Origin of the sequence: Candidatus Defluviilinea gracilis (genome assembly GCA_016716235.1) — a bacterium.
GTDB lineage: Bacteria > Chloroflexota > Anaerolineae > Anaerolineales > Villigracilaceae > Defluviilinea > Defluviilinea gracilis.
The window spans coordinates 1,515,936-1,532,328 of the sequence record JADJWS010000001.1; the positions used below are offsets into that span (position 1 = coordinate 1,515,936).

13 protein-coding genes are annotated in these 16,393 nt (G+C 53.1%); 7 read left to right on the forward strand and 6 right to left on the reverse strand.

What is annotated here, in order from left to right; genetic code table 11:
• Positions 1-59 precede the first annotated feature (59 nt).
• Positions 60-1,871: an ABC transporter ATP-binding protein gene (locus IPM31_07115; protein MBK9006750.1), complete on the forward strand. Its 1,812-nt coding sequence runs from the start codon at positions 60-62 to the stop codon at positions 1,869-1,871.
• Positions 1,872-1,952: 81 nt separating this feature from the next.
• Here the strand turns inward: IPM31_07115 and IPM31_07120 are convergent, their stop codons facing one another.
• Entirely contained in the window at positions 1,953-2,822 is an 870-nt protein-coding gene (locus tag IPM31_07120) for a hypothetical protein (GenBank protein ID MBK9006751.1), read from the reverse strand.
• A 211-nt stretch (positions 2,823-3,033) separates the two neighbouring features.
• Positions 3,034-4,413, reverse strand: a complete 1,380-nt coding sequence (gene radA / locus IPM31_07125; protein MBK9006752.1) for a DNA repair protein RadA — start codon at positions 4,411-4,413, stop codon at positions 3,034-3,036.
• A 181-nt stretch (positions 4,414-4,594) separates the two neighbouring features.
• Here radA and IPM31_07130 point away from each other — a divergent pair, with 181 nt between their 5' ends.
• Both IPM31_07130 and IPM31_07135 read left to right on the forward strand, forming a co-directional pair.
• Entirely contained in the window at positions 4,595-5,410 is an 816-nt protein-coding gene (locus IPM31_07130) for a ZIP family metal transporter (protein ID MBK9006753.1), read from the forward strand.
• A gap of 85 nt (positions 5,411-5,495) precedes the next feature.
• Positions 5,496-7,568 (forward strand): hypothetical protein, encoded by a 2,073-nt coding sequence (locus IPM31_07135; GenBank protein MBK9006754.1) that lies wholly within the window; start codon positions 5,496-5,498, stop codon positions 7,566-7,568.
• 37 nt (positions 7,569-7,605) lie between these two features.
• On the opposite strand, the gene IPM31_07140 is transcribed toward IPM31_07135, so the two are convergent.
• A complete protein-coding gene (locus IPM31_07140; GenBank protein MBK9006755.1) occupies positions 7,606-8,571 on the reverse strand; it encodes a tRNA-dihydrouridine synthase family protein in 966 nt (321 codons plus the stop codon).
• 88 nt (positions 8,572-8,659) lie between these two features.
• Between IPM31_07140 and IPM31_07145 the strand changes: the two genes are divergently transcribed.
• Together IPM31_07145 and IPM31_07150 are read left to right on the forward strand one after the other, a co-directional pair.
• Positions 8,660-9,301: a hypothetical protein gene (locus tag IPM31_07145; GenBank protein MBK9006756.1), complete on the forward strand. Its 642-nt coding sequence runs from the start codon at positions 8,660-8,662 to the stop codon at positions 9,299-9,301.
• A 78-nt stretch (positions 9,302-9,379) separates the two neighbouring features.
• Positions 9,380-10,396, forward strand: a complete 1,017-nt coding sequence (locus IPM31_07150; GenBank protein MBK9006757.1) for a glycoside hydrolase family 16 protein — start codon at positions 9,380-9,382, stop codon at positions 10,394-10,396.
• Between the two features lie 43 nt (positions 10,397-10,439).
• Here IPM31_07150 and msrA read toward each other — a convergent pair whose 3' ends face one another.
• The gene (msrA, locus tag IPM31_07155; protein ID MBK9006758.1) at positions 10,440-10,991 is read right to left on the reverse strand and encodes a peptide-methionine (S)-S-oxide reductase MsrA; all 552 of its coding nucleotides are present in this window, start codon (positions 10,989-10,991) and stop codon (positions 10,440-10,442) included.
• 744 nt (positions 10,992-11,735) lie between these two features.
• Here msrA and IPM31_07160 point away from each other — a divergent pair.
• Positions 11,736-13,457 (forward strand): DEAD/DEAH box helicase, encoded by a 1,722-nt coding sequence (locus IPM31_07160; protein MBK9006759.1) that lies wholly within the window; start codon positions 11,736-11,738, stop codon positions 13,455-13,457.
• A gap of 180 nt (positions 13,458-13,637) precedes the next feature.
• Positions 13,638-13,850: a cold-shock protein gene (locus tag IPM31_07165; protein MBK9006760.1), complete on the forward strand. Its 213-nt coding sequence runs from the start codon at positions 13,638-13,640 to the stop codon at positions 13,848-13,850.
• A 58-nt stretch (positions 13,851-13,908) separates the two neighbouring features.
• Here the strand turns inward: IPM31_07165 and IPM31_07170 are convergent, their stop codons facing one another.
• Together IPM31_07170 and IPM31_07175 are read right to left on the reverse strand one after the other, a co-directional pair.
• Positions 13,909-15,498 (reverse strand): hypothetical protein, encoded by a 1,590-nt coding sequence (locus IPM31_07170; protein MBK9006761.1) that lies wholly within the window; start codon positions 15,496-15,498, stop codon positions 13,909-13,911.
• Positions 15,495-16,364: an ABC transporter ATP-binding protein gene (locus tag IPM31_07175; protein ID MBK9006762.1), complete on the reverse strand. Its 870-nt coding sequence runs from the start codon at positions 16,362-16,364 to the stop codon at positions 15,495-15,497. The genes IPM31_07170 and IPM31_07175 overlap by 4 nt, the downstream gene beginning before the upstream one ends.
• Positions 16,365-16,393 lie beyond the last annotated feature (29 nt).

Below are 16,393 nucleotides of genomic sequence, written 5' to 3' on the forward strand. Positions count from 1 at the left end.
GCCATCATCCTTCAATTGCAGACTAACAAACTAATCGACTAACCAACTAACGGACTACCATGGGCTTCTTTGCCGGACTGAACGACGAAAAATACGACCGCCAATACACCGACCGCGAATTGACGCGGCGCATTCTGGGCTACTTTAAACCGCAAACCAAACGACTCGCGGCAGTGACCGCGCTGGTCGTCATCATTGCGATGATCGGCGCGTCTCTGCCGGTGGTTGTCTCTCGCATGATCGACCTGTTGAAAGGCGAGCCCTCCCTAACCGCCATCAGCCTTGTCGCATTGGCAGTGTTGGGAGTTGGCTTCGGCTTGTGGGCGTTGAACTGGGCGCGGCGCAGTCTCGTGGTGCGCGCGGTGGGCGACGTGGTTCTCGACCTGCGCGCGCGCGCCTTCCGCGCCGCGGCGGAACACGACCTCTCGTTCTACGATCAATTTTCATCGGGACGCATCGTCTCGCGCATCACCTCCGATACCAACGACTTTGGTCAACTCATCGTCATCGTCACCGACATCAGCTCGCAGATGGTCCAGGCGGTGATCCTCGGCGTGGTGTTGTTCCGCACCGATATGAAACTAACGTTGTTATTGTTTGCGTTCCTGCCGATCATCTTCGCCATCGCGGGCGGCTTCCGCGTGCTGGCGCGGCGCGTTACCAAGCGCGGCATGAAAGCCATGGCAGACGTGAACGCCGCCATCAAAGAGACCATCAGCGGCATTTCCATCGCGAAAAATTTTCGGCAGGAAGAAAGCATCTTCAACTCGTTCGACGAATCGAACCAGCAATCGTATCAAGTCAACGTGCAACGCGGTTTTGTGTTGTCGCTGGTGTTTCCCACGCTCAACGCGCTCAGCGGTATTTTTGTCGGCGTTCTCATCTACGTGGGCGGGTTGAGCGCGGCGCAGGGCATCGTCACTGTGGGCGCGTGGTATCTCTTCATCATGAGCCTCGACCAATTCTTCTTCCCCGTGCTGAATCTCTCCGCGTTCTGGGCGCAAATTCAAGCGGGGCTGTCCGCCGCCGAACGCGCCTTTGCCCTCATCGACGCCGACCCGAACGTGATTCAAACCGACAAACAGGATGTGCATCCGCTCAAGGGACACATCCACTTCGACGATCTGCATTTTCGCTATACGGATAAAGAACCGATTCTTTCCCGCTTCAACCTGGTCATCCAACCCGGAGAGACGCTCGCCCTTGTGGGCCACACCGGCGCGGGCAAGTCCTCCATTGCGAAGTTGATCGCGCGCTTCTACGAATTCCAGCAGGGACGCCTGCTCGTGGATGGGCGCGACATCCGCACATTCGACTTTGCGCAATACCGCAAACAACTTGGCATCGTGTCTCAAGTCCCGTTTTTATTTTCAGGGACGGTCGCCGACAACGTCCGTTATGCCGCGCCGGGCGCGTCGGATGAGGAGATGTTGAAGATGGCGCGCCAGATCGGCGACGGCGAATGGCTGGAAACGCTCCCGAATGGTATCCAGACCGAAGTCGGGGAGAGAGGCGCGCATCTCTCAATGGGTCAACGTCAACTCGTGGCGTTGATGCGCGTCCTGATGCAGAAGCCCGCCATCTTCATCCTGGATGAGGCGACCGCCAGCATCGACCCGTTCACCGAATATCAAATTCAGCAGGCGCTGAATCTCATCTTGAAAAATTCAACCAGCATTCTCATCGCGCATCGCTTATCCACTGTGAAAGCGGCGGACCGAATCGTGGTGATGGAAAAAGGCGCGATCATCGAAGAGGGGAATCACGAGGGCTTGCTTGCGAAAGGCGGGCATTACGCCACGCTGTACAACACGTATTTCAGGCATCAAAGCCTGGCGTATGTGGAGCAATCGAGAACATTCGCGAAGTAAACGGCGCGTTTATACCAAGAAATAGACTCGATCGAAAAAATTTTTCGATGTTAGTGTGACAGTCACGTTTGAACGTGACTGTCACATTCTTATAATCCAACCCGGTCTTACTTCCCGATCGTGATCTCGCCCCCGCCCATGTTGACGATGATGGTGAGTGTCGGACCATCGCCTTGCTGTGAATAAACACTGCCCTTTTGTGACCAGCCATCGCCGAGGTTGATGTCTGCCAGCGCGCTGTCGATGGTGATCACAACGTTCACGCCCTGCGGAATGATGAGCGTGAGATCGCTCAAGCCGCAGTCGACGCTGACCGTCGCGTCGCGTTGCAGGTCGCCTGAAAAATCGAGGGTGTAATTGCCCGCGCCGCCGTTGAAAATGAAGCGTTCGAAATTGGCGTTCGCCAGCCCCTCCATGCGCACATCCGACGCGCCAGGTGGAGTAATTGAACTCAGACATCTCCGCAAGATTCAACTCGGAGAACGAAAGGCTCACATCCGCCGCGCCGTCGTTGATGGTCAGGTTTGTGAGCGCAAGACCGCCAAATTCAAAATCGCCTTCGTACGCGCCTGCCGAAATTTCCAACTCCATCGGCGACGAACCCAATTGCAGATCCCATTCGTTCTTCATTCCGTCGAACGGCGGAAGCCCTTGAAAATTTCCCTGCTTGATCTCGATCTGCGCGCCGTCTTCGATGATCTCGGGCTTGAGGTCTTCCACGTTGTAGACGACTGTGCCATCCACAAGATTTTTCGCGCCGGTGGATAAATTCAGATTCCCCGCGCCAAACGACAGAAGCAAACGCGTCTCATCTTCCTTTGGGTCTGCTACCGATATTTCTTCTTTGACCTCAGGTCCCGCTTTGACCTGCTCGGGCAGGTCGAAGCTGAATCCACATGCCATGCTTGCGAGAGCAAGGACAAGAATTGCTGAAATGATTTTCACGTTCATGTTGGTTCTCCTTCGGGGGTTAAGGTGACAGTCACGTTCGAACGTGACTGTCACCTTCGTTTTGATTGTCTGGTTTTTATACGGGCGGAATGGGAACAGGTTGCAAAACAATACCCCTCCGAAGAGGGGTATGAAATTATTACAAGCGTAGGGGCACGGCGAAACGATTGTTTTTCCTTGTCGCTTAATAACCCACCGTGCCCCTACATCATCATTTTTTCCACGCCGCGTTCAACGCCTGATCTACAGACCTGACCTCAACGATCTCGATGCCCTTCGGATATCCTTCGCCCTTTCGCAACGCTTTCGGCACGATGGCGGTTTTGAATCCCAACTTTTGCGCCTCACGCAGACGCACTTGCATCTGGCTGGGCATCCGCAATTCGCCCGCGAGACCGATCTCGCCGATCAGCACCGCGTCCGCTTTGACGGAGACATCTTTCCATGAGGATGCGATTGCCGCGGCGATGGCAAGGTCGGCGGCGGGTTCGTCAATTTGCAAACCGCCCACCACGTTGACGAAAACATCTTGCTCTGAAAGTTTCAATCCCACGCGGCGAGTCAATACAGCCGAGATCAACAGCAGACGATTGAAGTCCACGCCGTTGGCTGTGCGGCGCGCGTTGCCGAATTGAGTCGGGGAGGTGAGTCCCTGCACCTCGACGAGGATCGGGCGCGTGCCTTCCATCGTGACGGCAATTGCAGACCCTGCCGCGTTGATCATGCGTTCCGCAAGAAACGCCTCCGATGGATTCGTCACTTCAACGAGCCCGCCCTCGCGCATTTCAAACACGCCCACTTCGGATGTGGCGCCGAAACGATTCTTCACCGAACGCAGCAAGCGATAGGCTTGGAAGCGATCACCTTCGAGGTATAAAACTGTATCCACGATATGTTCCAACACGCGCGGACCCGCGATGGTCCCTTCTTTGGTCACATGCCCGATGACGAAGACCGAGATGCCGCTGGTCTTCGCCAATTCGCGCAATTGCGATGAACACTCGCGAACTTGACTCACCGATCCGGCGGATGAGTCCATGCTGGAGAGATACACGGTTTGAATCGAATCCACGATCAGCAGTTCGGGTTTCACCTCGTTGATGTGATTCAAGATGATTTCGAGATTCGTCTCGGTGACGAGCAATAAATCTTTGGGCAACTCTTTTTTGCCGTTCAAACGCGTTGCGCGCATCTTGATCTGTCGTTCCGACTCTTCGCCCGAAACATATAACACGCGCTTTTGCCCAGCCATCTCCATCGCCATCTGCAACATCAACGTGGATTTGCCGATGCCCGGGTCGCCGCCGACTAACACGATGGAGCCCGGCACGATCCCGCCGCCTAGCACGCGCGCGAATTCTTCAATGGGAACGCGGATGCGGTCTTCATCTCCAGCGGAGACATCGCCGATGGAACGCGGGGCAGACCGACCCGTGAGTCCGCGAACCGCAGTGGACTTCGTCACAGGCTCATCGTGGATGACTTCCTCCACCATGCTGTTGAACGATCCGCATTGCGGGCATTTTCCCATGTACGACGCGGCGACGCGCCCACATTCCTGACAGACATAACGTGTTTGTGTTTTTGCCATTTCGAATCCATCCCCTCTCCCTGAGGGAGAGGGCTAGGGTGAGGGTTGATGCCGAAAGTATATCAGAATTTATGTTCTGTTTTCATTTGCGCGCGTTTTGAAATTTGCTATACTCAATTTTCAAGAACAATACAAGCAAATCAGATATGTTGTATCCAAATTTCGGATCGGAGAAATTTACATGGGCGAATGGTTCGTTCAACTCAACCCCGTGTGGCAGGCATTGATCGCCACCACATGTACATGGCTTGTTACCGCGCTCGGCGCGGCGACAGTGTTCTTTTTCAAACAAGTGAATCGCAAATTGTTAGACGGGATGCTCGGCTTCGCGGCGGGCGTGATGATCGCGGCGAGTTTCTGGTCACTGCTCGCGCCCGCCATTCAGATGACGCGCGAAACGGACGATGTGCCAGTCTGGCTTCCCGCCGCAATTGGATTTTTACTTGGAGGCGCGTTCATTCGCTTGATCGATCTGTTCCTGCCTCATCTGCATTTGGGATTCCCTGTCAACGAAGCGGAGGGGGTTCCAACAAAATGGAGGCGGAGTATTTTGTTGGTGCTGGCGATCACATTGCATAACATTCCCGAAGGGCTTGCCATCGGAGTTGCCTTTGGCGCGGTCGCGGCGAATTTATCGTCGGCGACTCTGGCAGGTGCGGTCGCGCTCGCCATCGGCATCGCGATCCAAAATTTCCCTGAAGGTGTTGCGGTATCTGTGCCGCTTCGTTCAGAGGGAATGTCGCGCCTGAAAAGTTTCTGGTTCGGGCAATCGTCCGCATTGATCGAACCCATCGCAGGGATGATCGGCGCGGCGGCTGTGTTGTTGATGCGACCCATCCTGCCATACGCGCTGGCATTCGCCGCAGGCGCGATGATCTTCGTGGTGGTCGAAGAGTTGATCCCCGAATCGCAACTCGCAAAGAACACCGACTTCGCCACCTCAGGCGCGATGCTTGGGTTTGTGATCATGATGATTCTGGATATGGGGTTGGGATGAGGGTGAAGATCGAACACAGTGTGAAACTTTATAAGCTCATTATCCGTTATAGGTAGCATAATATCTTTCAAAAGGGAGATGTCACATGCGTAGATCAGCTTTGGTCGTTCACCTTGCAATCACACTTGCTTTTGTTGTTTCGTGTTCCCCTCAAACAACCCCACCACCGACAGTTGAAGACGTTGAAAGTTTAGTCCGTATTTTGCCCGTTGAAACCAAGGTTCCAGATGAATTCTTACCTGAAGCGCAACCAGCAACCGCAACCAGCTTGCCCTCTAACGCTACACTACAACCCTCTTCAACACCTACCGATGTACTCGCATTGATTGGCACACCCATTCCAAAAAACCCTGAAGCGATTGGGCTTAATAATTTTGCACAACTCAAACGTATTGGACAATGGGGGCGAGGTTCAATTTTGGGAGTCGCTTTCACGCCAGATGGGAATTCGTTCATTGCCGTCAGTGAAATGGGCTGGACGATTTACGATATGAAAGCGCTAGATCAACCTCCTTCGTGGGTTGCATTCCCCAAACCAATATTGTTCGACAAATTTTATTTCAGTAGCGACGGAAGCATGGTCAAGTTTTATCGTTCCAGCTACAACGCCAACACCACTCATCTATTGAGTTTTCCCTATGCGGAAAAATTAACAGCCGAAAACGGTGCGGTCTGGCTCGAACCTGATGCGGTGGTCGACTATAACAAAATAATATTGAAGTCCCCTGATGGGACCAAGACTCTGAAGAGCAGTCTTGAGTATGGCTACAACGAGGCGACATTCAGCGAAGAGATCTCTGTTCGGGAAATGTTCGATTCAAATCGTAACCTGCTTTATAAGTTTAGAGACGACGCTCCGTATGTCACATACTCGGATCGCAACGGTCCCGAAGGATGCGATCTAAGCGTCTTTAGCATGTGCGGTAATGCCCTCATGGCGGTGGCAACGACTCCAATGAAAGCGCGCTTCTCGTCAGATAGCAAAACCTTTGCCGCCTTATACGATACTCCCAGCTTATATACAGGGATCATGCGAGCCTATAGTTTTATTCGCATTTATGAAAGCGAGAGCGGCGATCTCCTTGGTTCGATAGGCGGTTTCACAAAACCTGTGCAAGATTTTGGCTATTCCCCAGATGGCAAGTTGTTGGTAGTTGGTTTTGTGGATGGTTCAATTATTTTATGGGATATTGCCAGCGCAAAATCCATATATGGTTCAAGGCATATGAATGCGCCGGTATGGAGGGTAGAGTATTCCTACGATAGCAAATACCTGCTGATCCAACGCGCGGATGAACTGGAGGTTCGATCAACAGCAACTGGAGGATTGCTCTACCGATTTGGTATGGCTGAGTTTGCCGTATCCCCGGTTGATAATTTAATTGCTCTTGGAGACAACGAAGGAAATATCCAGATTCGCGATCTAGATTCAGGCGAAGGCGTTATGAATATTCAGGCGCATAGCGCCAGAGTCTATTCGATGGCATTTTCACCCGATGGGCTTTATCTCGCATCTGCCGGGCAGGATTGCGATATCAAATTATGGGATTTGGGAAACGGAAAACTTTTGCATTACTTTGAAGAAACGGCTGTGGACGCCTACGAAATCGGCATGTCGTCGCGTATCTTCTCAACATACCTTGAATTTATTCCAAACCAGAATATGTTGGTAGGGTTTGGTAGTTGGGGAACGGTCGTGAATTGGAACGTCAATTCGGGCGCGACAAATTATGTTATTCAATCTCCCGCGCTAGAATACTACAACGGCATGGTCACACTCAAACCGCACTTTCCTGAATTTTTCGACGTAGATATGTCGGGTCATAGTTTCTATATCAACGACAATGGGTTCGATCTTGCAACGGGTGAAAGTCTAGGAGTCTATGAGCCTCCCGAGAATCTGCCAAAGGGGTGTTCGCCATTGGGCCCAATTTCTGCGGATGGAGAATTGTTGTTTACCCGCGGTTATGAATCACGCGAAGGCAAAATTTGTATTCTCGATCCTAATTCGTTGGTCCTCCTTGGCGAAATTCGCGTGACGTCGGAAAGCGATACCTATATCGAGTGGGTGAATTGGTTATACCTTTCACCGGATGGAAAACAACTGATCGTGACGGTCGGGAGCGGTATTGTCTACGTATATCAAATCGTTCAATAATAAAACGAGCGCAGAAGAAATTCTGCGCTCGTTTTATTTAATTCGCAATTGTCGCATAGACTTGATTCAGCATTTCTAAAAATTCCCCCGCAGGTCGTTCTTTCAAAATTTCTTTGCGCGCGTCGCGGTCGAGCGTTTTCAACAACAAGTATTGCACGGCATATTTGCGGAAGAGTCTTTGCCCGTCCTCTTCGCCATAAAACTGCGCGCTCTTTTGCAAATGTTCTTGCACCGTTTCTTTCAATAATTGATGCGGCACGTCCTCGCGATCCAGCCCCATAAAGATCCACGGATTGGCGATTGCGCCGCGCCCAATCATAACCGCGTCGCAATGCGTGTGCTGTTTCATCTTTTGGATGTCCGCCATCGCGCGGACATCGCCGCTTCCCACCACGGGGATGCTGACTGCCGCTTTCACTTCGGCGATCGCGTCCCAGTCGGCATTGCCGGCGTAGCGTTGTTCTTTTGTGCGACCATGCACTGCAATGAGCGAGCCGCCCTCTTCTTCCACGATCCGCGCGATGAGTTTGTAATTCTTGTTCTTGTCCCACCCCAAACGGATCTTCCCTGTGACGGGAACTTTCAACGACTTCACCAACATCCGAAACGTCCGCGCGATCCGCAACGGACTCGGCATCATCCCCACGCCCGCGCCGCGATCCGCAATAGACTTGGCGGGGCATCCCATATTGATGTCAATGATGTCGGGCTTCCACTGTTCCACGATCAACGCGGCTTTGAGGATCAAGTCGGGATCGTCGCCGTAGATTTGAAAGGTGACAGGTCGCTCGGCTTCCTCGTAATACAACCGCTTGGCGGGCTCCTTCGAGCGGCTGAGGATCTTCTCCACTTTCACGAACTCGGTGTAACTCATCGCCGAACCGAGAGCGCGGCAAATCGAACGGAAGGGCCAGTCCGAGTAGCCGTCCATGGGCGCGAGAAGCGTGTCCCCGTAGATGGGGATGTCGCGTACGTAGAAGTTGGGAGTCTGTGTTTCGTTCATGAGCGACGGCAAGTATAACAAACTTTTGGGGGAGAACTCGCCGCCGAGTCGCGGTGTTGCAAACTATGATCATGAAAGGAAGGTTACGATGAAATATCATCCTCTCAAAAAAATTGCATGGGTTCTGATATTGATCTTGCTGGCGGGATGCCACAAGCTGGAGACAACAACTTCGATCAAACCAAACGGCTCAGGCGAATTGCAGACTGGGGTAGGGTTCTCAGCGGAGGAACGCGCCAATATAGAAAAACAATACGCCAACTCGCAAGATTTCTGCAATACCTCGCAGACGCCTGAGAACGTCTCAGTGACCGAAGAACAGCGCAACGACGAGACTTGGTGCGTGACAACGACTCAATTCACGAATCTGGACGAACTTCGCGCCCTGTATGAAAAACAAAAGGGACTAACGGTCAACCGCCTCGAGATCAGCGATGGAAAGTTTTACTACGATGTAGATATAGACACCCTTTCGGAAGGCTCGAGTTTTTCCACGCTCACCGAGATCACCTGGTCGGTCGTTTTACCCGGTACGCCCATTTCTCACAACGCCGATCAAGTGAATGGAAACACCCTCGTTTGGAAACCGACATCGAAAAGCGGAGTCGTCAATTTGCAGGCTGAAAGTGAAGTTCCTCGCGGATTCAATCTCCCGTCGTGCGGCACAGCCCTTATCGGCTTTGGTGTGGTTTTTGTCCATCTGCGCAAAAAGAGATTTGGAGCTTCTTAACCTGACAGTCACAGGCTATTTAAAGATCGAACTTGATGTTATACTGCGCGCAAAGCATATCCATAAGGAGACTGGGAAATGAAACACGATAAAACTATTTTGTACGCGTTGTGCCTTTTGCTGCTGGTAGGTTGCGTATCCAACCCGCTCCCGCCCGCGACCAACCCCGCGCCAATGCCGACAACTGTTCCCTTCACACCTACGCCGGAAGCCATTCCTTTCACGCCTACGACGGAATCCATTCCCGTACCCACCACAGATCCTTCGCAAATTTTGTTCGACGATTTTTCTTATTCCGCGTCAAGCGAAATGACCGCCAACGGCTGGATCATCCGCAGTGGGCAGGGCTGGCCCGGCGTCACCGGCGCGACCTTCCGCGCGGAGAACGTATCTTTTGTGGATCACCCCGACGAGGCGGGCAATCGCCTCTTGCGCATGACCTCCTCCACCGACGGCACGAAGGAGAATACATTCCAAACGCAAATTTGCCACCAGCGCAAATATCTCGAAGGGACATATGCCGCGCGGGTCCGCTTTAGCGACGAGCCGGTTTCCGGCAGCGACGGCGATCAGATTGTTGAGACGTTCTACATGATCACCCCGTACGAGAAGCCGCTCGATCCAAATTACAGCGAGATGGATTTTGAGTATCTGCCGAACGGCGGCTGGGGCGGACCTCCCAACATCATGCACTTCACCACGTGGGAAAAAGTTCAGATCGAACCCTGGAATGCCGATAACACCAGCAATGCGCGCGAGGGAAGCCTGGCAGGCTGGCATACGTTGGTTGCGCAAGTGACCGACGGTACAGTCCGCTATTTTGTGGACGGCGAACAGATCGCCGAACACGATCAATACTATTTTCCCGATGCGCCCATGTCTATGAATTTCAATCTGTGGTTTATCGAAGGCGGTTTGAACGGGGCGGGAGACGCGCGCGAATATCAAGAAGATATAGACTGGGTCTTCCATGATGTGGGCGTTTCTTTAACCCCTGAGGAGATCAACGCAAAAGTGGACGCGTTGCGAAACGCGGATGTGAAATTTCAGGATACGGTCCCTCCCGGGACTCTCCCGTCGCCTTGCGATCTTTAAACGAACAGTCCCTTGAGACGAACACTTCAAGGGACTGTTTTATTTACGCGGTCTGCTTCTTCAGCATCTCCAAATGATATTTGCGGAACTTTGACACCTTCGGCGCAACGACCGCCTGGCAATAAGGCTGGTACGGATTGCGAGCGAAGTACTCCTGATGGTAATCCTCCGCCATGTAAAACTTGTCCAGTTTTGAGACCTCGGTCACGATGGGCTTATCCCATATCTTTTGCGCGTTCAATTCCTTGATGAGTTCCTCGGCAACTTTCTTCTGTTCGTCGTCGTGATAAAAAATCGCGGAGCGATATTGCGTGCCGATGTCGTTGCCTTGACGATTCATCGTGGTGGGATCGTGAATCGCGAAGAATACATTCAACAAGTCGCGATATGAAACGACATTAGGATCAAAATGGACTTGCACCACCTCGGCATGACCCGTATCGCCATTGCAGACTTCGCGGTACGACGGATTCGCGCTTCGTCCGCCGGTGTAGCCTGACTCCACACCCTCGACTCCCTTCACCTCATCGAAAACGGCTTCGAGACACCAGAAACATCCCCCAGCCAGCGTGGCAGTTTGAAGATTGGCGTTCATAATAAATTCTCCTTTTCCAGATTTTCTTACACCAGATGGACAACGCGACATCGTAAAATCTTATTAAGGAAATATTACCAGTACTTCACGAAAGTTCAGGCGCAGTTCGATTTGCCAAGCAAATCGTGTCGCCTGCCTTGACGCAGTGCAACTGAGTCAAGAACCGTGATCTACTGATGATTGATTACCTTGCGCTTTCAAACTCGGGACGCTGATTCATGCAGACAACGCAGATTCTTTGTTTTGAATCAGCGAAATCAGCGTTTTCACCTGCCCTTGCGGGCGGCGCAAGGGTCTGCGTCCAAAGGGCGTTGTCTAAGGTAATCAGTGATAATGATTAGACAAGAATGATTGGCGGTTTTTTGGACCGCCCCCGAAAAAGCGTCGGTATAGGCGAGACACGGAGCCATGCAGAGATTTTGAGGCTTTCACTCTCTGGCCTCAGTGTTTCTGTGGCAAAGAGGTTGCTCTCCACACATACCTTGTCCGCCTCGATTCTGAAAAAATAGATTTCCAGAAAACCGTGTTATACTCCCGCCGCTGTAATTAATCTGGGAATTGTTTTGATCCTCCGAACGAACGCCCGATGAACGTGTGTCGGGCTTTTTTGTTGGGCAAGCCGACCTGAAAAGGAAGGCTTGATTTGCAAGAAGGAAGTGAAACGGAGTCGTCGGAACATTCCATATCATATGTCGTTGCTTTGTCTGGCTTCGCCCGCCTCGCAACGACATGCAAAGGAAAACGATGACAACCGAATTTACTTCTCTAAACCTGCGTGACGAGATCATGCAGGCGATCTCCGAACTCGGCTACTCCACGCCGACGCCGATCCAAGCCGCGTTGATTCCGGTCATGCTCACGGGGGCTGATGTGATCGGGCAGGCGCAGACGGGCACAGGCAAGACCGCCGCGTTCGCGCTCCCCATTCTGCAAAATTTTCAACGACAAAAAAATCCGCAGGCATTGGTGCTTGCCCCCACGCGCGAACTCGCGTTGCAAGTTGCCAATTCGTTAAATGAATATGGCAAGCATCTGCACGTCCGCGTGTTGGCGGTGTATGGCGGCCAGCCGTATGGTCCGCAGATCGGAAGCCTCAAGCGCGGCGTGGATGTTGTGGTCGGCACGCCGGGTCGTTTGAATGACTTGCTTGAACGGAAAGTTTTAGTGTTGGACGACATCAAAACCGTCGTGCTTGATGAAGCCGACGAAATGCTCAACATGGGATTCGTGGAAGAGGTGGAAAAAATCCTTGCGACGACTCCAGCGGAGAGGCAGACCGCCTTATTCAGCGCCACCATGCCTGCGCGGATTCGCAAATTGGCAGACCGCTTCATGCGCGACCCTCAAACTGTCGCAGTGAAAAGAAGCACGCTCACCGCCTCAGCCATCGAACAGCGTTATTATCTTGTGCATGAGTCGGATAAGACCAGCGCGCTTACCCGCCTCTTCGAGATCGAGCCGATCAAGAGCGCGCTGATCTTCGCCCGCACCCGCGCAGAGACCGCGTCGCTTGCCAACGAACTCGTCGTGCGCGGAATCCCTGCCGAAGCGATCCACGGCGACTTGGACCAACGCGCCCGCGAACGCGTGCTGGGACGTTTCCGCGACAATCAATTAAAAGTGTTGGTTGCCACCGATGTCGCCGCGCGCGGTCTCGACATTGACGATATTTCTCACGTGTTCAATTTTCACCTGCCTGATGATGCCGAAGTGTACATCCACCGCATCGGGCGGACGGGACGCGCGGGCAAAACAGGCGTTGCCATCACGTTGCTCGCGCCGCGCGAAAGACGCCGCATGCGCGAAGTGGAAGCGTTGACCAAGCAACCCGTCACCAAGATGGAACTTCCCACCGTTGGCGATATTCATCGTCACCGTGAAAACCAAGTCATCGAGACGATGAAGGTCTGGCTCGGGCGCGGACGCTACAAGCGCGAACTTGAAATGGTCAATGAGTTGATTGCGGCGGGGCACGATCCATTGAACATTGCGGCGGCGGCGATCAAGATCGCGCGGGCTGATGAGAAGCAGAGACCGATTGCGGAGATTCATGAAGTAAAGGCTGAATTCAAACGGAAGGATGATGGTGGAACCCTTCGGCTCCGCTCAGGGCAAGCGTGGAAAGTGGAAAGAGGAAAGAAATTTGAGGAGCGAGGGGAGTCGGGGAGGGGAGGCAGGCAGTCCCACGGGAGCGCTTCGCAAAGGCATCGCGGTGATGGGTCCCACGAGGAGGGGATGGTGCGCTTGAAGTTGAACAAAGGCAAGTCGAGCGGAATCCGCCCGAATGACATTGTCGGCACGATCGCTTTCCATGCGAACATCCCGGGCTACACCATCGGAAAAATTCGTATCGAGGATAAGTTCACGTTCGTGGATGTCCCTGAGGATTTGGTGGAGCAGGTGCTAAAACACAACGGCAATTATCGGCTTGGAAAAGAGAAGTTGACGTTGACGACGGCGAAGTGATTCTATTGACACATCGCTCTGCTCATGTTATCTTAAGCGGCGTAGGATACCAGTAGTTTGCTTTGGAAGTACCAGGTGGCTCACGGATCGTCCGTGAGCCGCTTTGTTTTTTCGCCGTTGCGGCGATTCCGATGCAATACGTGGTTACCTCCAAATTTTTTATTGCCATAGGAGGCAAACATGTCGGATCGTATCAACGGTACAGTCAAGTGGTTCAACGGGACCAAAGGGTACGGCTTCATCGAACGCGAAAGCGGGCCCGATGTTTTCGTGCACTTCTCCGCCATTCAAGGCGAGGGGTTCAAGAACCTGCAAGAGGGTCAGAAGGTCGAGTTCACTGTCGAACAGGGACCGAAGGGACCCCAAGCCGCGAACGTTGTCGTTTTAGGCTAATTGACTGAATCAGTCTGACAAAAAAATCCCCGCGATGAAGATCGCGGGGATTTTTGATTTAATTTCTCAATTGCCTTGCTCTGCCAACGAACGCGGCGATGACCAACGCGATGGACAAGGGAATGAAAAACCCGATATTGCCGTCGCTGTTTGCGCCGAGGTAATCCAGCGCGTCAATTTTATTCAACATGAGGTACCACATTGTAACGTATAAAACTTCAAAGAGTTTGTGGCTGTTGCTCCACACGCCCAATGCCAGCGCAAAGGATGGAATGAACAGCGCGCCGGAGAACCAAGCCAACAGACCAATCTCATCACCCGCGCCCAATAACTTTAATGCGGCTCCGCTACCCGTCAGGAGTGTGACGAGAAAGCCTGCCAGCCATTGAGCGGGGAGTTGCCTCATCAGCGGCGCGGCGGAGGAGAAGACCATTGGACCCGTGTTGCTGGTTATCTCACGGTTGCCCATGCCAGACCAAACGAGGATGGGCCACAACCATACGAACGGCAGGACGATAGCGCGGACGTTCTCAGGTGAGTTGGTCAGCGAGGCGATGAACAAACCGAGCGCGCCTGCATACCACCACCAACGCCGACCTTTGAGGAGGAGTTTGAGTTCGGAGACCAAAACTCGCAGGAAGGCAAATCTGTTTTGGGAGGGGGCGAGAGGCGTTAAATGCGCGGGCTGAGATAAGGCTTGAGAGGTCGAATCAGATTGAGGCGTCGAAATGGAAGCGGCGCTTTTACTCCGCACCCTGCGCGGTTTTCTGCGAGACGGGTCGAAGCGGTCAAAGAAAATGGACGCGAGAAACGTCAACGCGATGGCGATGCCGAAAAATATAAACCGTTTGAGAATGATCTCAGCAGTCCACTCTATGCCGTTCCATTGGAAGATATAACTTGCGGGGTCGAGGTTTCCGCCCAGGCTATCAGCAATAGCGGGGTCGCCGAGGACGAATCCGCCATTGTAGTCTGGGAACGCCGCGCTTGCCGCCGCGCCCGCGCTGTGCTGGATCAACCCCATGCCGAGCGGCTCGAGAGCGGGATTTGTTGCGCTTAATGGATCGGCAAGCGGAAAGATAAAAGCGAACATGAAAAAATAGATCACATTGCCGAAGCCGCCGCTGAGAAAGCCGACACTTTCAAAAAGAACAGCGACCGCCGCGACGAGCGCCATCATGGGCAGCGTGATAAAAAGAAAAGGCGCGAACAGGGCGGCGAGATCGAACTGCATACTTTCGCCCGCGAGGTATTGAATGCCGATGCCCGCAATCGCGAGCACAACGTTCATCGCAAGCAACACTGAAAAATTGCTTGCCCATTTTCCGAACATGTACAACAGGCGAGTCAGCGGCGTGGTCGCCATGATCTGCCCGACGCCTGTTTCGCGGTCGCGCGCCACCGAACCTTTGACAAGATAAAACCCGAACCAGCCGAGAAAGAAAGACGATAACAGCGCCATCATGCTCCCGACCCACGCCGAGTTGAACTCGCCGCGATACACATCGAGCCGCATGGTCACATTCCCCGCCGCCACCTGATAGCCAAGAAAAACCGCCAGCCCCAGCATGATGAGGAAACTATAGCGGCGCACGCGCTCTAAAAAATCGGCGCGCGCCAAGTGATAGATGATACGCGCTTGATTCATGCGCGACCTCCGATGAAATGCAGATACGCATCTTCGAGATTCGGATTCACGCTTCTTGCCCCCGCCTCAGGCTGGTTCGCGCTCACGACCCTCACCTCCACCCCGTCGCTTCTTCTGATCGTCCCGCTAACGATGTGCTTTTGTTTGAGAGTCACGAGTTCATCGCTGGTAACCGTCCACTCCCAGACTTTGCCTTCGAGTTCCTTGAGCAAATCCTCAGGCGCGGACTCGCGCACGAGATGCCCTTTGTTCACAAGCGCGATGTATGTGGCGGTCGCTTCCACATCCGAAACAATGTGCGTGGATAAGATCACGATTCGTTCGCCCGAAAGGTCTGATAACAGATTCCTGAACCGGACTCTCTCTTCGGGGTCGAGTCCCACAGTGGGTTCGTCCACAATAAGCAATTGCGGATCGTTGAGCAGGGCTTGCGCGATGCCCACGCGTTGTTTCATCCCGCCTGAATATCCGCCCAGCGGACGTTTGGCGGCTCCGACGAGATTCACAATTTGAAGCAACTCATCAATCCGTTGTTTTGTTGCTTGCGCATCCAGCCCTTTAATAGCCGCCATGTATTCGAGAAATTCAACTGCGTTCAGGTTGGGATAAACACCAAAATCCTGCGGCAAATATCCAAGCACAGCCCGCAGAGTGTCGGGCGATTTGACGATATCCGCATCGTTCCACAAAATTTTCCCATCCGTGGGTTTTGTAATGGTCGCCAGCATGCGCATAAACGTGGACTTGCCCGCGCCGTTCGGTCCGAGCAAGCCTAGAATCCCGGGTTTGATCTCAAGGGAAAAGTCTTTGAGTCCCCAAAAGTCGCGGCGATATTGTTTACCGAGATTGGTAACGGATAATTTCATTGAGTATTCTCCATGGTGAAGTTTTTGCT

Excerpts from the sequence above, each read along its gene's own strand:
- IPM31_07160 (MBK9006759.1), top strand. The coding sequence starts at position 11,736 with ATGACAACCGAATTTACTTCTCTAAACCTGCGTGACGAGATCATGCAG.
- radA (MBK9006752.1), bottom strand. The coding sequence starts at position 4,413 with ATGGCAAAAACACAAACACGTTATGTCTGTCAGGAATGTGGGCGCGTC.
- IPM31_07175 (MBK9006762.1), bottom strand. The coding sequence starts at position 16,364 with ATGAAATTATCCGTTACCAATCTCGGTAAACAATATCGCCGCGACTTT.
- IPM31_07145 (MBK9006756.1), top strand. The coding sequence starts at position 8,660 with ATGAAATATCATCCTCTCAAAAAAATTGCATGGGTTCTGATATTGATC.
- IPM31_07115 (MBK9006750.1), top strand. The coding sequence starts at position 60 with ATGGGCTTCTTTGCCGGACTGAACGACGAAAAATACGACCGCCAATAC.
- IPM31_07130 (MBK9006753.1), top strand. The coding sequence starts at position 4,595 with ATGGGCGAATGGTTCGTTCAACTCAACCCCGTGTGGCAGGCATTGATC.
- IPM31_07135 (MBK9006754.1), top strand. The coding sequence starts at position 5,496 with ATGCGTAGATCAGCTTTGGTCGTTCACCTTGCAATCACACTTGCTTTT.
- IPM31_07120 (MBK9006751.1), bottom strand. The coding sequence starts at position 2,822 with ATGAACGTGAAAATCATTTCAGCAATTCTTGTCCTTGCTCTCGCAAGC.
- msrA (MBK9006758.1), bottom strand. The coding sequence starts at position 10,991 with ATGAACGCCAATCTTCAAACTGCCACGCTGGCTGGGGGATGTTTCTGG.
- IPM31_07140 (MBK9006755.1), bottom strand. The coding sequence starts at position 8,571 with ATGAACGAAACACAGACTCCCAACTTCTACGTACGCGACATCCCCATC.
- IPM31_07150 (MBK9006757.1), top strand. The coding sequence starts at position 9,380 with ATGAAACACGATAAAACTATTTTGTACGCGTTGTGCCTTTTGCTGCTG.
- IPM31_07165 (MBK9006760.1), top strand. The coding sequence starts at position 13,638 with ATGTCGGATCGTATCAACGGTACAGTCAAGTGGTTCAACGGGACCAAA.
- IPM31_07170 (MBK9006761.1), bottom strand. The coding sequence starts at position 15,498 with ATGAATCAAGCGCGTATCATCTATCACTTGGCGCGCGCCGATTTTTTA.